The organism is Rhizobium sp. ERR 1071 (assembly GCF_007828675.1).
GTDB lineage: Bacteria > Pseudomonadota > Alphaproteobacteria > Rhizobiales > Rhizobiaceae > Rhizobium > Rhizobium dioscoreae.
This window is the reverse complement of the sequence record NZ_VITM01000004.1, coordinates 109,515-124,161: the sequence shown is the minus strand read 5'-3', so window position 1 is coordinate 124,161 and position 14,647 is coordinate 109,515. Positions and strand designations below refer to the sequence as shown.

The following is a 14,647-nucleotide window of genomic DNA, read 5'->3' as shown; positions in this document are numbered from 1 at the left end:
TCTCCCTCTTTAGACTTGTTTATTGTTCAGACGCCGATCGCCTCGCCGAGGACTTCTTCATGCGTCGCGGCATGGAAATCATGGCTGGCGACCAGCTGGCCGTGGCGGAAGACGTGCAGACGGTCCGCGAGCTCGTAAACCTCGGGCAGATAGGACGAAATGACGATGATGCCGGCGCCGGCGCGCAGCAGCTTGGCAAATAGCCGATAGATCTCCGCCTTCGTTCCGACATCGACGCCGACTGTCGGCTCATCGAAGATGAAGAGCTTGGCACCGTGGCTCAGCCATTTGCCGATGACCACTTTCTGCTGATTGCCGCCGGACATGGCTGAAACCAGAACCCGCCGGCTCGGTGTCTTGATGCTGAGATCGCGGATCTGCTTGTCGGCATTCGCAGCTTCACTCTTGTTGTTGATGATCGGACCGTGGCTCAGCCGCCGGAACACGGGGAGATTGATGTTGAGCCCGATCGGCAGGTTGAGGCAGAGGCCCTGATCGCGTCGGCTCTCCGGTGCCAGGGCAATACCGAGTTCCATCGCGTCACGCTCGTTGCGGATGTCGACCTTGCGTCCCTGCCAGTAGATTTCGCCTGCAGAAAGCGGCTGGCGACCATAAAGACCCAGCGCGAATTCGCTTCGGCCGGCGCCGATCAGTCCGTAAAGACCGACGATCTCGCCTGCACGGACGCTGAGCGAAACATTCTCGAAGCCGGGGCCGGAAAGGCCGCGGGCATCGAGGATGGTATCGCCGATCGGGATCTCCTCCTTGTGGTAGATCTGCTCGATGGAACGATTGATCATCAGCTTGATCAGCTCGTCCTCGTTGGTTTCGGCGATCGTGCGGGTGCCGACATGCGTGCCGTCACGCAAAACCGAGACGCGATCGGCCAGCTCGAACACCTCTTCCATGCGGTGGCTGATATAGACGATCGTTACGCCTTCGCCCTGCAGACGGCGGATCAGCTTGAACAATTGCGCCGATTCCTGGCGGGTGAGATAGGCAGTCGGCTCGTCGAAAATCAGGAATTGGGTGCCGCGCATCGCGGCTCTTGCCGTTGCCACGAGCTGCTGCTGGCCGATGGTGAGCGAGCTCAGGAGTTCGCCGGCCGGCAGTCCGAAGCCGAGATCATCGAGCACGGTTTGCGCCATCGCCACCATCTGCTTCTTGCGCATCAGGCCGAAACGATTGACTTCATCGCCAAGGAAAAGATTGGCAGCGACGGTCAGATGCGGGCAAAGCACGACTTCCTGATGCACCGCATTGATGCCGCGGGCGATTGCCTCATTCGGCGTTGCGAGCGCAACCGGATGCCCACACCAGAAAATTTCGCCCGCCGTCCTGGTGATGACGCCGGTCAGGAGCTTGATGAGGGTCGATTTGCCCGCACCATTTTCGCCGACGATCGCATGAATCTCTCCAGCCAGAAACGTGACGGTCGCCGGCTTCAGCGCCTCGACGAAGCCATAGCGTTTCTGCAGGCCCTTGAGTTCCAGGATTGGCGAGCCTGGCGGAATGCGGTTTGCTTCCGTCTTGACGGTATCGTCGTGCCGATGGCTGATTTCTTCAAGGCTCGTCATGAGGTCTCCTCCCTCTCGCACCGCCGCGCGACCGCCTCGGAGAAGCGGCCAGACGAAAAGGCCGCGCCCGCTTTGTGCAGGCGCGGCCTCAAGCCTTACTTGACCTTCGGGTTCAACAGCGCGTCGATCTTCGGATCGCTCATGTTCGCCTTGGTGACGAGGTTGGCGCCGGTGTCGACATTGGCCTCGACCTTTTCCTTCTTGGAAGCAGCGAGCGCCGTTTTGATGCCGTCATAACCCATGCGGTAAGGGTCCTGCACCACGAGGCCGGCAAGAACGCCCGACTTCAGGAAGCCGACCGTCTTGTCGTCATTGTCGAAGCCGATGACCTTGATCTTGTCGCCGAGCTTGTTTTCCGCAATCGCTTGGCCCACACCCTGCGCCATGATCAGGTTGGAAGCGAAGACGCCGACCAGCTTCGGATTGGCCGTGATCAAGTCGGTCATGATGTTGAGACCGGTCGTGGCCTGACCGTCCGCATATTTGTCGGCAACGACCTTCAGGCCCGGGTACTTGCTCTTGACCTCTTCCAGGAAGCCCTGACGGCGCTGGTCGAGAGAACCGACGCCCGGCAGGCTGGTGATGATGGCAATCTCACCCTCTTCCTTGCCGGTCATGCCCTTGATTGCGGCCGCAAGACCGTCTGCAGCGATACGGCCGCCCTGGACGTTGTCGGTCGTCAGGAACGAGACGAAGGACTTGGAATCGGCAGCAGAGTCGATACCGACGACCGGCACGGACTTGGCGGCTTCATCCACGGGCTTGCCGAGCGCCTTGAACTCGGTCGGCGAAATGACGACAGCAGCCGGCTTACCGGCAACGGCGTTTTCGAGAATGCTGATCTGACCGTTGATGTCGGATTCCGACTGTGCGCCGAGTTCCGGCACCTTCACACCGAGATCCTTGCCCGCCTGGCGAGCGCCGGCAAGAACGATCTGCCAGTAGAAGGATGTGGTATCCTTGACAATGATCGGAATGGTCACGTCGGCCGCGAAGGACTGCACGGGCATCGCCATCGCTATGATGGCAGCGCCGGCAAGGCCGGTAAAGCTGCGGCGGGATAGAAGTGACTTGGCAATTTTCATCTGCTTCTCCTCTCAACGCGCTCTGTTCTCCTGCACACCCGCCGCTGAACGCTTACGGCTCGGTATCGCAACGCCTTGCGGCATTACGCATCGCGCGGCGGAAAGGCCACCGACGCCAAAACAGGCTTTCCTCCTCTTCGAGGCCGTCTCTCCCGACGGCTCGATAGCTCCCAATCTGCTAGACTCTGACCGCCTCGTCTCCCAATGGAGGCGCGACCACAGTCAAACCTTCGAACTCCGCATAGAGACTGTCGGGAAGCCTTGGCTCCACGAGCTGCATGTTGCGGACAAGACTTTCCGGCTTCGCCGTACCGATCAGTACCGACGCCACGCAAGGGCTGCGCAGCGGGAACTGAAGCGCCGGCTGGGCAAGCGGTACACCGTGCTTGCGGGCGATCTCCTCCATCGCCCCCACCTTGGCCAGAATATCCGGCGTCGCCGGCAGATAGTCGAAATGCGCGCCAGGCACGGGGCCAGTCGCCAGAATACCGGAGTTAAAGACGCCGCCCACGATGAGCGACGTTCCCTTCTTCTCGCAAAGCGGCAGCAGCTCGGCAACGGCCGAACGATCCAGCAGGGTATAGCGGCCTGCAAGCAGAATGCAGTCGATATCAGCCGCGTTCATCACATCCAGGCAGACCGGCACTTCGTTGACGCCGAGACCATAGGCCTTGATCGCGCCGGACGACTTCAGCTCCCCCAGAGCTTTCAATCCCGACCCCAGGAGCTGCCCAAGGTAACGCTCGTTCAAGGCTTTGCCGTGCGTATAGCCGCCGATATCGTGGACATAGAGAATATCGATGCGATTGAGTCCGAGACGGGCATAGCTGAACTCGACTGAGCGCATGATGCCATCATACGAGTAGTCGTAGTCGGCATCGAAGGGCAGAGGATCGACATAGCCGTAATTCGGCACCTTGTCGGTCGGCACCGGGCGCATGAGACGACCGACCTTGGTCGACAGCACGTAACTGTCCTCGGGCTGGTCTCGTAGAAAATCACCAACGCGGCGTTCGCCAAGGCCAAAGCCATACCAGGGCGCAGCGTCGAAATAGCGAATACCGCTGTCCCAGGCGGCCTGGAGGGTTGCCATTGCCTGGTCGCGCGGACAGGCACGATAGAGGCCGCCCAGCGCCGCAGCGCCGAAGCTGATCTCCGTGACCTTGAGGGCCGTCCTGCCGATTGTTCTTATTTGCATCACCTCTCCCTTGTGATGGCTGTCACGCAATTTCCCATGAGCGCATTTCCGGCGCTCTTGTATCCCTATCGGAGCGATCCAAGCGGGCCGCTCCCATTCCTCCTTCGTCATTGGTGGCGGTCAGCTCCCGATAGTCCATCCACCAATTGATTTTGTTTTTTATCTACAATAAACATTTTGGTGTCAACGAGCAAATCGCCTGACGCCTTGGAGGAAGGTGGCCAGTGCGCTCCATCAACACTCCTGCAATTGACTGCCATTCGATCATGGTTCAGACAGCGCCGCCGGTAAAGAGCGGCGACGATACGCGAGGGGGAAATGGCAAGGCAAAACACGCTCTTCAAGGAGGCGTATAATCGCTATGCGGCGCGCCTGAAGCCCGATACCGAGCTGCCAAGCGAGCCGGAAATCGCCGCCGAACTCGGCGTCAGCCGCAGCACGGCGCGCGCGATCCTAATGCGTCTAAATGACGCCGGCATCATTCTCTGGAACAAGCGGCAGAAGACGGTTCTGCGCCGGCCGACGGAGGACGATTTCTTCCCGAAGGAAGAGACCGATTCACTCCATGACATCATCGAACGCAGTTTCATGATGCGCATCATGTCCGATGAAGCACAGCCCGGCATGCAGATCAACGAGCTGGAACTGGCGCGCGAGATCGGCACCGGTACCTCGGTCGTGCGCGAATTCCTCATTCGTTTCAGCCGCTTCGGCCTGATCGAAAAGCGACCAAACAGCCATTGGATCCTCAAGGGCTTCACCAGCGAATTTGCGCTTGAGCTCGCCGACGTGCGCGAAATGTTCGAGCTGCATTCCGCCGCCGAATTCGGCCGCCTGCCCGCCAATCACCGCGCCTGGGAGGATCTCAAAGCGATCGAGCAGGAGCATCACGCCCTGCTCGAGGATTTCGACGCGCATTACCGCGATTTCTCGCGTCTCGATGAAAAGTTTCATCTTCTCATCCATCGCGCCTCAAGGAACCGCTTCATCGCCGATTTCTACGACGTCATCGCCATCATCTTTCACTATCACTACCAGTGGAACAAGACGTTCGCCCGCGAGCGCAATGCCCGCGCCGTGACCGAACACCTCGACTATATCGAGGCCCTGCAATCACGCGACCAGCGAAGGATCGAGGCCGCGTGCCGCCGGCATCTCGCCTCGGCGCGGCAGACGCTGTTACAGTCGATCCCCCAGGGTGCGGGGGAAATTGCCGGCTCGGTCGCCTGACGGCAAGAGCCGGCTGCTCGCTCACCTCGCAGTAAAACTCAAGCTTTGGCTGGCAAAGCGCGGGGACGAGACTTCGAGGTTGATCGTCCCAGACTTGCCCGTCGCCTGCAGCCAGAAGCCCGTGGTTCCACCCTGGAATGCCACCGTTTGCGGTCCGAGGACCTTGCCCGGGCCATCGATCTTGACCGTGATGGCTTCATTGAGAAAAGCCAGACGCGAGCCGGCCTGATCGAGGGCACGCACGATGACACGCACCGTGTCACGCTCACCCGCGCGCAGAGTATCGGCATCGGCTTCCACCTGCAGCGAGGTCGGCAGCGGATTGGCGACCATATGTTGCTGCGCTACCGGCTTGCCATTGATGTAACCGGTGAAATGCACGTCCTCCCACTCCATCCCCCATACGCCGAGTTCGTCCGGTGTGAAGGATCGATGATCGAAAACGACAGGCGGGTGCGGCAAATGCGGGAAAGTTTCCCGGTCCGGGCCGAGACGCTTGGTCAGCGACCCATAGCGCAGTTCGACCTCGTCGCAGTTCGTCAGCACGATCAGCGGCAGCGCGCCGCCGATGTTGCGCTCGCCCCGCGCCCAGATCGTTACCGGCTTCATGACGATCTCTTCGGCGGGCTCGCACTGGCTGGCATAGACATAAGCGGCGAATTTCGGCTCGCGGAACATGTCCATGACGCCGTGGTAGCAGATCCGGTCACCCGAGCCGAAATCGCTATGCGTGTTGTAGTCGAACATGCACCAGCCAATGGCGCCCGATATCGACGGATCACCATAGGCGGCATTCAGGACTTCCAGATGCCGGCGGACATGCTCGGCCTGGCGCTGCTCCTGGTCATAGATTTTCGTCGGATACATATGGCCGCCGAATTCGGTAATCAGATAGGGCACATCCTTGGAGAGACCGGTATTTTCCTGCTGCGGCCTCAGCGGCGTGCGCGGCCGGTTGGCACCCGGCAGTTCCTCGTTGCCGAGGATGAAATCGTTCATCGTATAGACGTCCTCGAGCATTTCGCTCTCGGTGATATAGCGCACCCCGCCCGTCTGGCGCGTCGGATCGAGCTCGCGTGCCAGGCGGTTCGTCTCGGCGTAGAAATCGTGAGAATCCTGGGATTCGTTGATGCGCACGCCCCAGATGACGATCGAGGGATGGTTCCAGTCGCGTTCGATCATCCGACGCACGTTGCGGATCGATTCCTGCTGCCATTCCTTATCGCCGATATGCTGCCAACCGGGGATTTCCTCGAAGACCAAGAGGCCGATACGGTCGCAATGATCGAGGAACCATTTCGATTGCGGATAATGCGAAGTGCGTACGATGTTGCATTTCAGCGTACGCTTCATGATTTCGGCATCACGCTCTTGGGCGGAACGGCCCATCGCATAGCCGACATAGGGGAAGGCCTGATGGCGATTGAGACCGCGCAGCTTCAGCTTTTTGCCATTCAGCAGGAAGCCTTCCGCTGTGAAGCTCGCGGTACGGAAGCCAAAAGTCGCAGCAAGACGGTCCGCGCCGTGCTCGCTCGCAAGCTCCACTTCCGCCGAATAGAGGACGGGGTTGTCGAGCTCCCAAAGCGCAAGACCGGAAAGGCCGCTAAAGCTGAGCTTGACGCTTTCACCTGATGTGTCAGCCTCACCCGAAGCGATGGCTGCTCCGTCGGCAGAGCGCAGAGTAACAGTCACCGTACCCTTGAAAGCGAGATTTTGCGGATTGGAGATGTCGCAGCGCACCGTCGCGGATTTGTGGTCGGAAAGGACATCTGTCGTCTCGATCTTGATGTTGGCGACCGAGACGGGCGCAGCGACCTTCAGCCAGACATCGCGATAGAGTCCGGCATAGGTGAGATAGTCGATCCGACCGCCGAAAGGCGGGATCTCGGGATTCTCGCTGCCATCGATCTTGACCGTGATCAGGTTCTCACCCTTATGCAGGCGACCAGTCAGCCGCGCCTCGAACGGCGTGTAGCCATCCTTGTGGGCAACGATTTCCTCGCCGTTCAGATAGACGACGGCATCGGCCATGGCCGCATCGAAGATCAGCGATACCTCACGGCCTGCGAAGCTTTCATCCCAATTGACGATTTTCTGATAGGTGAAGGCGCGCTGATAGGATTTCTCGTCGAAATAATTGAAGGGCAGTTCGACGGCCGTATGCGGCAGAGTGACCTGCTGTCCATCCTGCGGGCGGCCGGCATCTCCGGGCGAAAACCCTTCATGAAACGTCCAGGATTCATTGAAGGCGACAACAGAACGCATATTCAATCCTATCGATTAAGCCCGTCGCATCGGATGACGAACAGATGTTGCTGGGAAGTCAGACGCGCGGCGAGGCAGGCGGGACGCCGCGGGGCGATATCTATACAGGCTCGCCGTCGTTGCGCAATGCGACGGGTTGGCGGATTTCCATTTTCAAGACAGGCAAGCGATAGCAAGAACGTCGACCTATTACGGTTCTATCGGCTCCGTGCATTCTTCGTCTCCTCGACTGGACTGCGCACCGCGGCATACATGCCCGTCGTGCGGAACTCCGTCGGATTGATGCCGTAGATGCGGCGAAACACCTTGGAGAAATAATTGGCATCGTCGAAGCCCGACATGATCGCGACTTCCTTGACCGGAATGAAGGCAGCCTTCGTCAGCAGCTTCGCCGCGCGCTGCATGCGCTGCTGTAGAACGAATTCCGCGGGTGGCACGCCTTCGCTCTCGGCAAAAACGCGCGAAAAATGCGCGCGACTGAGGCCGCCCACCTTCGCAAGCTCTTCGACCGGCAGCGGCTTGTCGAGATTGGCATTGATGTAGTCGATGACGATCTGCATGACGGATCGGTCGGCGGCAAAGGCATGCGAGCCGAAGACGTCGTCATAGAGCGCCATGGCCGCCTCATAGGCGATGGCCGAAGCCGAAGCCGGCGTCGTGGCGCCCTTGACGAGCCGAAGGCTGCAATCGGCAAGATGATCGATCGTCGCCTGCTGCAGCTTCAACACAGGACCGGCTGCGGCGAGAATCAGCCGATGAATGCGCAGCGCTTCCTCGCCGTTCATGGAAATCCAAAAATATTCCCAGCGCTCCCCCTTCTCGAGCCAGTAGCGGTGATTATGCGGCACGAGAACGAGGAGCGTGTCGCCGGCATTGACACGATAATTGCGGCTTTCATAGCGCAGGCGCCCGGTGCCACTGATCGTGTGCTGCAGCACGGTGAAGGGTGTCAGACCGCGCCGTCGTCCATCCCAATCATAGGGTTCGTCATAGCGCACTTCATATCCCGCACTGGTCGGCATGGCGTGCAATCGGTGGCGTCCGCGCGGCAGCGAAACCGTCCGCATGACCTGTCCGTTGTCGATCAATTCTTGCAGCACAAAATTACCCTCAAAAGCATAATAGTTCTCTGTTCGCCTCGGCGATTATAGGCATAATCCCGCCAGAAAACAGCGCATGCTCGCCGGCGAGGAACGGCGATCGGAGGAAAAATCTCGATTTCGGCCTGTTCCGCAACCGATACGACACTGGACGAAAATGCCGTCGATTTCCCTGCCGCTGCTTGTTCGATCGACTTGAAGGTGAGGATCATGAGTTTCAAAATCGCTATTATCGGCGCCGGCAGCGTCGGCTTCACGAAAAAGCTGTTCACCGACATTCTCTGCGTGCCGGAATTCCGCGACGTCGAATTCGCGCTAACCGACGTGAGTGAGCACAATCTGACGATGATCAAGGCGATCCTCGATCGGATCGTCGAAGCCAACAAGCTGCCGACACGCGTCACCGCCAGCACGGATCGGCGCAAGGCACTGGAGGGCGCCCGCTATGTCATCAGCTGCGTGCGGGTCGGTGGTTTGGAAGCCTATGCCGAGGATATCCGCATCCCGCTGAAATACGGCATCGACCAGTGCGTCGGCGATACGATCTGCGCCGGCGGCATTCTCTACGGCCAGCGCAACATTCCGGTCATTCTCGATTTCTGCAAGGATATCCGTGAAGTCGCCGAGAGCGGCGCCAAATTCCTGAACTATGCCAACCCGATGGCGATGAACACCTGGGCGGCCATCGAATACGGCAAAGTCGATACGATCGGCCTCTGCCACGGCGTCCAGCACGGCGCCGAACAGATTGCCGAAGTGCTCGGCGCCAAGGACAAGCGCGAACTCGACTATATCTGCTCCGGTATCAACCACCAGACCTGGTTCGTCGACCTGCGCCTCAACGGCCGCAAGATCGGCAGGGACGAGCTGATCGCGGCCTTCGAGGCGCATCCAGTCTATTCGCAGCAGGAAAAGCTGCGCATCGACGTGCTGAAGCGTTTCGGCGTCTATTCGACCGAGAGCAACGGACACCTGTCGGAATACTTGCCCTGGTATCGCAAGCGCCCCGACGAGATCAACAAATGGATCGACATGTCGGACTGGATCCATGGCGAGACCGGCGGCTATCTTCGCCACTCCACCGAGACGCGCAACTGGTTCGAGACGGAATTCCAGCAGATCCTCGACAGCGCGTCGCAACCGATCGATCCCACACGCCGCTCCAACGAGCACGCCAGCCATATTCTCGAAGCGTTGGAAACCAACCGCGTCTATCGCGGCCATTTCAACGTCAAGAACAATGGCGTCATCACCAATTTGCCTGCCGATGCCATCATCGAGTCACCCGGCTTCGTCGATCGCTTCGGCATCAATATGGTGGCGGGTATCACACTGCCGGAGGCATGTGCGGCCACCTGCATATCCTCGATCAACGTTCAGCGTATGTCGGTTCATGCCGCCATTAGCGGCGATATCGACCTCCTGAAACTTGCCGTCCTGCATGATCCGCTGGTCGGCGCCGTCGCCACGCCGGAAGAGGTCTGGCAGATGGTCGACGAAATGGTCGTCGCGGAAGCGCGCTGGCTGCCGCAATATGCACATGCCGTGGACGAGGCGAAGGAGCGCCTGTCGCGCGGCAAGGTCAAGACACGCGACTGGAAGGGCGCGGCGAGCCGCAACATTCGCTCGATCGAGGAGTTGCGCGCAGAGAAAGCAGCCTTGAAACAGGCTGGCTGACGAGCAGGCAGGCCGGAAGGTGGAGGTTGAGGCGGGATCTTAAGGGGATATCCCGCTTCAACCAGCCATCTTTCGTTTCAAAGGAGGAACGCGAGGTCTCGAACGGAACGCTCGCGATTTAGGGAGAGAGAAAAGATGAGACATTTTCGACCGATCGGCCTTTTGGCTGCGTTGACGATTGCCACATCCGCAATCGCGATCAGCGCCCATGCGGCCGACCCGACTGTGCCGCCCGTTCCACCGGTCTTTCCGGCGGAAGGAAAAATCAAATATGTCGAGCGCAACTCCATTCTGGAGTTCAAGGCGCTGCCGGAATATCACGAGCCTGCCTGGGTGACGGAGAAGTTCGTGAAGACCGGCAAACTGCCGCCCGTCAAGGATCGCCTGCCGAAAGAGCCGCTCGTGTTCAAAACCGGCAACATGCCCGACGGCATCGGTGTCTATGGCGACACGCTGCGCCATGTCATCGGCGGCCGGCCGGAAGGCTGGAACTACGGCGCCGGCCAGACGCAGGGCTGGGGCGGCATCGACATCGGCCTTTCGGAGTGCCTGACGCGCACGGCTCCCCTCTTCCAGGTGGAAGCCAAGGACACCGAACCGCTGCCGAACCTCGCCAAGAGCTGGGAATGGTCGTCGGACGGCCATAAGCTCACCATGCACCTGATCGAAGGTGCAAAATGGTCCGACGGCGCGCCCTTCAACGCCGATGACATCATGTTCTACTGGGATGACGAGGTCATCGATCCGAACGTCTCGCCGCTTGGCGGCGGTGCATCTCCGGAAGCTTTCGGCGAAGGAACAACTCTCAAGAAGATCGACGATTACACAATCGAATGGACCTTCAAGGACGCCTTCCCGAAACAATATCTCTACACGATGGCCTATCCCAATTTCTGCCCAGGCCCGTCGCATCTTTTGAAGCCGCAGCACCCGAAATATTCCAAGAACACCTACGACCAGTTCAAGAACGCCTTCCCGCCGGAATATATGAACATGCCGGTCATGGGTGCCTGGGTCCCGGTCGAATACCGTTCCGACGATATCATCGTCATGCGCCGCAATCCCTATTACTGGAAGGTCGACGAAAAGGGCAACCAACTGCCTTACCTCAACGAGCTGCATTACAAGCTCTCGACCTGGGCAGACCGCGACGTACAGGCAGTTGCCGGCTCTGGCGACCTGTCGAACCTCGAGCAGCCGGAAAACTTCGTCGCCTCTCTGAAGCGCGCCGCACAGCCCGATGCTCCTGCCCGTCTCGCCTTCGGTCCCCGCCTCATCGGCTATAATTTGCAGATGAATTTCTCTGCCAATGGCTGGGGCAGTCCGGACGAGCGTGCACAAGCGGTGCGCGAGTTGAACCGCAATGAGGATTTCCGCAAGGCCGTCACTATGGCGCTCGATCGCAAGGCGCTTGGCGAGTCACTGGTCAAGGGACCGTTCACCGCGATCTATCCGGGCGGCCTATCCTCCGGCAGCAGCTTCTATGATCGCAATTCCACGGTTTATTACCCGTTCGATCTCGCGGCGGCAAAGGCCGAGCTTGCAAAAGCGGGCCTGAAGGACACGGACGGCGACGGCATCGTCAACTTCCCGGCCGGCATCAACGGCGGCAAGGATGTCGAGATCACGCTTCTGGTCAGCAGCGACTACACCACCGACAAGAGCCTTGCCGAGGGTGTCGTCAGCCAGATGGAAAAACTCGGGCTTCGAGTGATCATAAACTCGCTCGTTGGTCCGAAGCGCGACGATGCCAATTATAGCGGCCGTTTCGACTGGATGGTCCGCCGCAACAGCACCGAGCTTGCCTCGGTCGTGCAGAATACCGAACAGCTTGCACCGGTCGGCCCCCGCACCAGCTGGAACCACCGCGCCCCGGAAAGCGGTCAGCTGGACCTGATGCCCTTCGAAAAAGACATGGTCGATGTCGTCAACAAGTTCATCACGTCGAAAGATAACGACGAGCGCGTGGCCTTGATGAAGCAGTTCCAGAAGATCTCGACCGGGCATCTCTACAATATCGGCCTGACCGAATATCCAGGCGCTCTCATCATCAACAAGCGCTTCTCCAACGTTCCTCCGGGCACGCCGATCTTCCTGTTCAACTGGGCAGAAGATTCGATCATCCGCGAGCGGCTCTGGGTGGCGGCAGACAAACAGGGCAAATACGAGCTGTTCCCAGAGGAACTGCCGGGTGCCCCAGGCAGCGCCGGCCCGATCAAATAAGGTTCCAACCAACCCCATGGCAGCCTGTATGATGCAGGCTGCCATGGGACCTGAAACATCCAGCGATCAGCTATCGCCGGGTTAAATGAAGCGCTGGCGATGTCGTTCCTGGAGAATGGGACAGTCGACAGCATCAAGAGAAGCGAACCGTCCCATGTTACGATTCCTGCTCGTTCGCATAGCCTCCGCCATTCCCGTGCTCCTGATCCTGAGCGTGGTGACGTTTGCCATCATCCAGGCGCCGCCGGGCGATTATGCCGATTATATCCGCTCGCAACTGATGAACCAGGGCGGCGCGTCCTTCGAACAGGCCGACGCCCAGGCGCAGGCCTATCGCAAGGAACATGGCTTGGACAAGCCGATGATCGTCCAGTATTTCAACTGGATCGGTGGCATCGTCACCAAGGGCGATTTCGGCTACAGCATGGTCTACAACAAGCCGGTGGCCGATGTCGTCGGGGAGCGCCTGCCGCGAACACTAGCCTTGGCGCTCGTGTGCCACATCCTGGCTTCCATTCTCGGCATCGGTTTCGGCATCTGGGCCGCAACGCGGCAATATAGCTGGATCGACAATCTGCTTGCCGGCATCTCCTTCCTCGGCATGACGGTGCCGCGCTTTCTGATGGCACTGATCATCGTCTATCTCCTCGTCTTCCAGCTCAACGTCTCGGAGATCGGCAGCTTCTTCTCGCCGCAATATGGCGGTGCGCCCTGGTCCTGGGCCAAATTCGTCGATCTCGTCAAGCATGTCTGGCCGGTCGTCGCGATCGCCACGTTCGGCGGCCTCGCCTACAACATGCGCATCATGCGCGGCAATCTGCTCGATACGCTGAATGCCCAATATGTGGAAACGGCGCGAGCTAAGGGCCTTTCCGGCGGCGCCGTCGTTATGCGCCATGCCGTGCCGAATGCGCTGCATCCTCTGATCATGTATCAGGGCGTGGTTCTGCCCTATATGCTGACGGGCGAAATCGAGACCGCGATCATCTTCACGCTGCCGACCGTCGGGCCGGCGATCGTCGGCTCGATGGCCGTCGGCGACGTCTACGTGACCGCAACCTTCATGATGGTGCTTTCGGCAACCCTCATCGTCGGCAATATCATCGCCGACGTGTTGCTTGCCCTGCTCGATCCACGTGTGCGTCAACAGGGAGGAATCCACTGATGCTCGCCTTCAGCAACTCCCCGCCGCCGCCCGAAGAGAAAATCAAGCAGAAGAGCGGCAATGAGAGCTACCTCGCCCTGGTCTGGCGTCGCCTGAAGCGCTCCTGGACCGGCATGGGCGGCCTTACTCTCGTCGTCCTGCTGCTGCTGATGGCGATCTTCGCCGAATTCATCGCACCGCTCGACCCCAAGGCGACCGACACCGGCTTCGCGCCGCCGCAGGTCATCAGCTTTCACGACAAGGACGGCAATTTCGTCCTCCAGCCTCGGGTCTACGCGCTTGCCGAGACCAGCGATCTCGATCCGGTCACGTTCCAACCGATCGTCGGACCGGATTACGATCACCCTCGCCTGCTTGGTCTCTTCGTCAAGGGTGACCCCTATCATCTCTTTGGCCTGATCCCCGGTGACCGGCATCTCTTCGGCGCCACCGACGGCGGCCCCGTTCATTTCCTCGGCACGGACAAATTCGGCCGGGATGTGCTGTCGCGCGCCATTTACGGTTCGCGCATCTCCTTGATGATCGCCTTGACGGTAGTCGCCATCGTCACCGTCGTCGGCACTGCGGTCGGCATGATATCTGGCTATTTCGGCGGCACGCTCGATGCCTGGATCCAGCGTTTCGTCGAAGTGGTACTGGCTTTCCCGCAACTGCCGCTCTACCTGGCACTGACCTCGCTGATCCCTGTGACGGCTCCGACCAACGTCTTCCTCGCCTTCGTCATCGTCGTCATGTCGGCGCTCGGCTGGGCGCAGATGTCGCGCGAGGTGCGCGGCAAGACGCTGGCTCTGGCGCGGATCGATTATGTCCGGGCGGCCATGGCGGTCGGCGCGACCGACCGGCGCATCATCCTGCAGCATATTTTCCCGAACGTCATGAGCCACGTCATCGTGACGGTCACGCTCGCGATCCCGAGCGTCGTGCTGCTGGAATCCTTCCTCGGCTTCCTCGGCTTTGCCGTCAAACCGCCGCTGATCTCCTGGGGTCTGATGCTGCAGGATACGTCGACCTATTCGGTCATCGGCTCCTATCCCTGGATCCTGACGCCCGTCGCCTTCGTTCTCGTCACCGTCTTCGCCTTCAACGCCCTTGGCGACGGCCTGCGCGACGCGATCGATCCCTATTGA

10 protein-coding genes are annotated in these 14,647 nt (G+C 59.8%); 5 read left to right on the top strand and 5 right to left on the bottom strand.

The features are described from left to right. Positions 1-26: 26 nt before the first annotated feature. From FBZ99_RS15350 to FBZ99_RS15340, 3 genes are all read right to left on the bottom strand, one after another. Complete coding sequence (locus tag FBZ99_RS15350; RefSeq protein ID WP_113350610.1) at positions 27-1,577, bottom strand: sugar ABC transporter ATP-binding protein; 1,551 nt, start codon at positions 1,575-1,577, stop codon at positions 27-29. Between the two features lie 95 nt (positions 1,578-1,672). Beyond that, a complete protein-coding gene (locus FBZ99_RS15345) occupies positions 1,673-2,662 on the bottom strand; it encodes an ABC transporter substrate-binding protein (protein ID WP_113350611.1) in 990 nt (329 codons plus the stop codon). Between the two features lie 178 nt (positions 2,663-2,840). After that, entirely contained in the window at positions 2,841-3,860 is a 1,020-nt protein-coding gene (locus tag FBZ99_RS15340) for an aldo/keto reductase (protein WP_113350612.1), read from the bottom strand. A 318-nt stretch (positions 3,861-4,178) separates the two neighbouring features. Here FBZ99_RS15340 and FBZ99_RS15335 point away from each other — a divergent pair, with 318 nt between their 5' ends. After that, complete coding sequence (locus tag FBZ99_RS15335; protein ID WP_113350613.1) at positions 4,179-5,090, top strand: GntR family transcriptional regulator; 912 nt, start codon at positions 4,179-4,181, stop codon at positions 5,088-5,090. Positions 5,091-5,111: 21 nt separating this feature from the next. On the opposite strand, the gene FBZ99_RS15330 is transcribed toward FBZ99_RS15335, so the two are convergent. Together FBZ99_RS15330 and FBZ99_RS15325 are read right to left on the bottom strand one after the other, a co-directional pair. Further along, positions 5,112-7,355: a glycoside hydrolase family 2 protein gene (locus tag FBZ99_RS15330; protein ID WP_113350614.1), complete on the bottom strand. Its 2,244-nt coding sequence runs from the start codon at positions 7,353-7,355 to the stop codon at positions 5,112-5,114. A gap of 197 nt (positions 7,356-7,552) precedes the next feature. Further along, entirely contained in the window at positions 7,553-8,455 is a 903-nt protein-coding gene (locus FBZ99_RS15325; RefSeq protein WP_113350615.1) for an AraC family transcriptional regulator, read from the bottom strand. A gap of 210 nt (positions 8,456-8,665) precedes the next feature. Here FBZ99_RS15325 and FBZ99_RS15320 point away from each other — a divergent pair, with 210 nt between their 5' ends. From FBZ99_RS15320 to FBZ99_RS15305, 4 genes are all read left to right on the top strand, one after another. After that, a complete protein-coding gene (locus FBZ99_RS15320) occupies positions 8,666-10,132 on the top strand; it encodes an alpha-glucosidase/alpha-galactosidase (RefSeq protein ID WP_113350617.1) in 1,467 nt (488 codons plus the stop codon). A 135-nt stretch (positions 10,133-10,267) separates the two neighbouring features. Then, positions 10,268-12,355 (top strand): ABC transporter substrate-binding protein, encoded by a 2,088-nt coding sequence (locus FBZ99_RS15315; protein WP_113350618.1) that lies wholly within the window; start codon positions 10,268-10,270, stop codon positions 12,353-12,355. Between the two features lie 154 nt (positions 12,356-12,509). Continuing rightward, the gene (locus tag FBZ99_RS15310) at positions 12,510-13,520 is read left to right on the top strand and encodes an ABC transporter permease (RefSeq protein ID WP_113350619.1); all 1,011 of its coding nucleotides are present in this window, start codon (positions 12,510-12,512) and stop codon (positions 13,518-13,520) included. Further along, positions 13,520-14,647, top strand: coding sequence for an ABC transporter permease (locus FBZ99_RS15305; protein WP_113350620.1), 1,128 nt, complete (start codon positions 13,520-13,522; stop codon positions 14,645-14,647). Before FBZ99_RS15310 ends, FBZ99_RS15305 begins: the two co-directional genes overlap by 1 nt.

Coding starts and splice junctions, on each gene's coding strand:
- FBZ99_RS15350 (WP_113350610.1), bottom strand. CDS start 1,577: ATGACGAGCCTTGAAGAAATCAGCCATCGGCACGACGATACCGTCAAG.
- FBZ99_RS15345 (WP_113350611.1), bottom strand. CDS start 2,662: ATGAAAATTGCCAAGTCACTTCTATCCCGCCGCAGCTTTACCGGCCTT.
- FBZ99_RS15340 (WP_113350612.1), bottom strand. CDS start 3,860: ATGCAAATAAGAACAATCGGCAGGACGGCCCTCAAGGTCACGGAGATC.
- FBZ99_RS15335 (WP_113350613.1), top strand. CDS start 4,179: ATGGCAAGGCAAAACACGCTCTTCAAGGAGGCGTATAATCGCTATGCG.
- FBZ99_RS15330 (WP_113350614.1), bottom strand. CDS start 7,355: ATGCGTTCTGTTGTCGCCTTCAATGAATCCTGGACGTTTCATGAAGGG.
- FBZ99_RS15320 (WP_113350617.1), top strand. CDS start 8,666: ATGAGTTTCAAAATCGCTATTATCGGCGCCGGCAGCGTCGGCTTCACG.
- FBZ99_RS15315 (WP_113350618.1), top strand. CDS start 10,268: ATGAGACATTTTCGACCGATCGGCCTTTTGGCTGCGTTGACGATTGCC.
- FBZ99_RS15310 (WP_113350619.1), top strand. CDS start 12,510: ATGTTACGATTCCTGCTCGTTCGCATAGCCTCCGCCATTCCCGTGCTC.
- FBZ99_RS15305 (WP_113350620.1), top strand. CDS start 13,520: ATGCTCGCCTTCAGCAACTCCCCGCCGCCGCCCGAAGAGAAAATCAAG.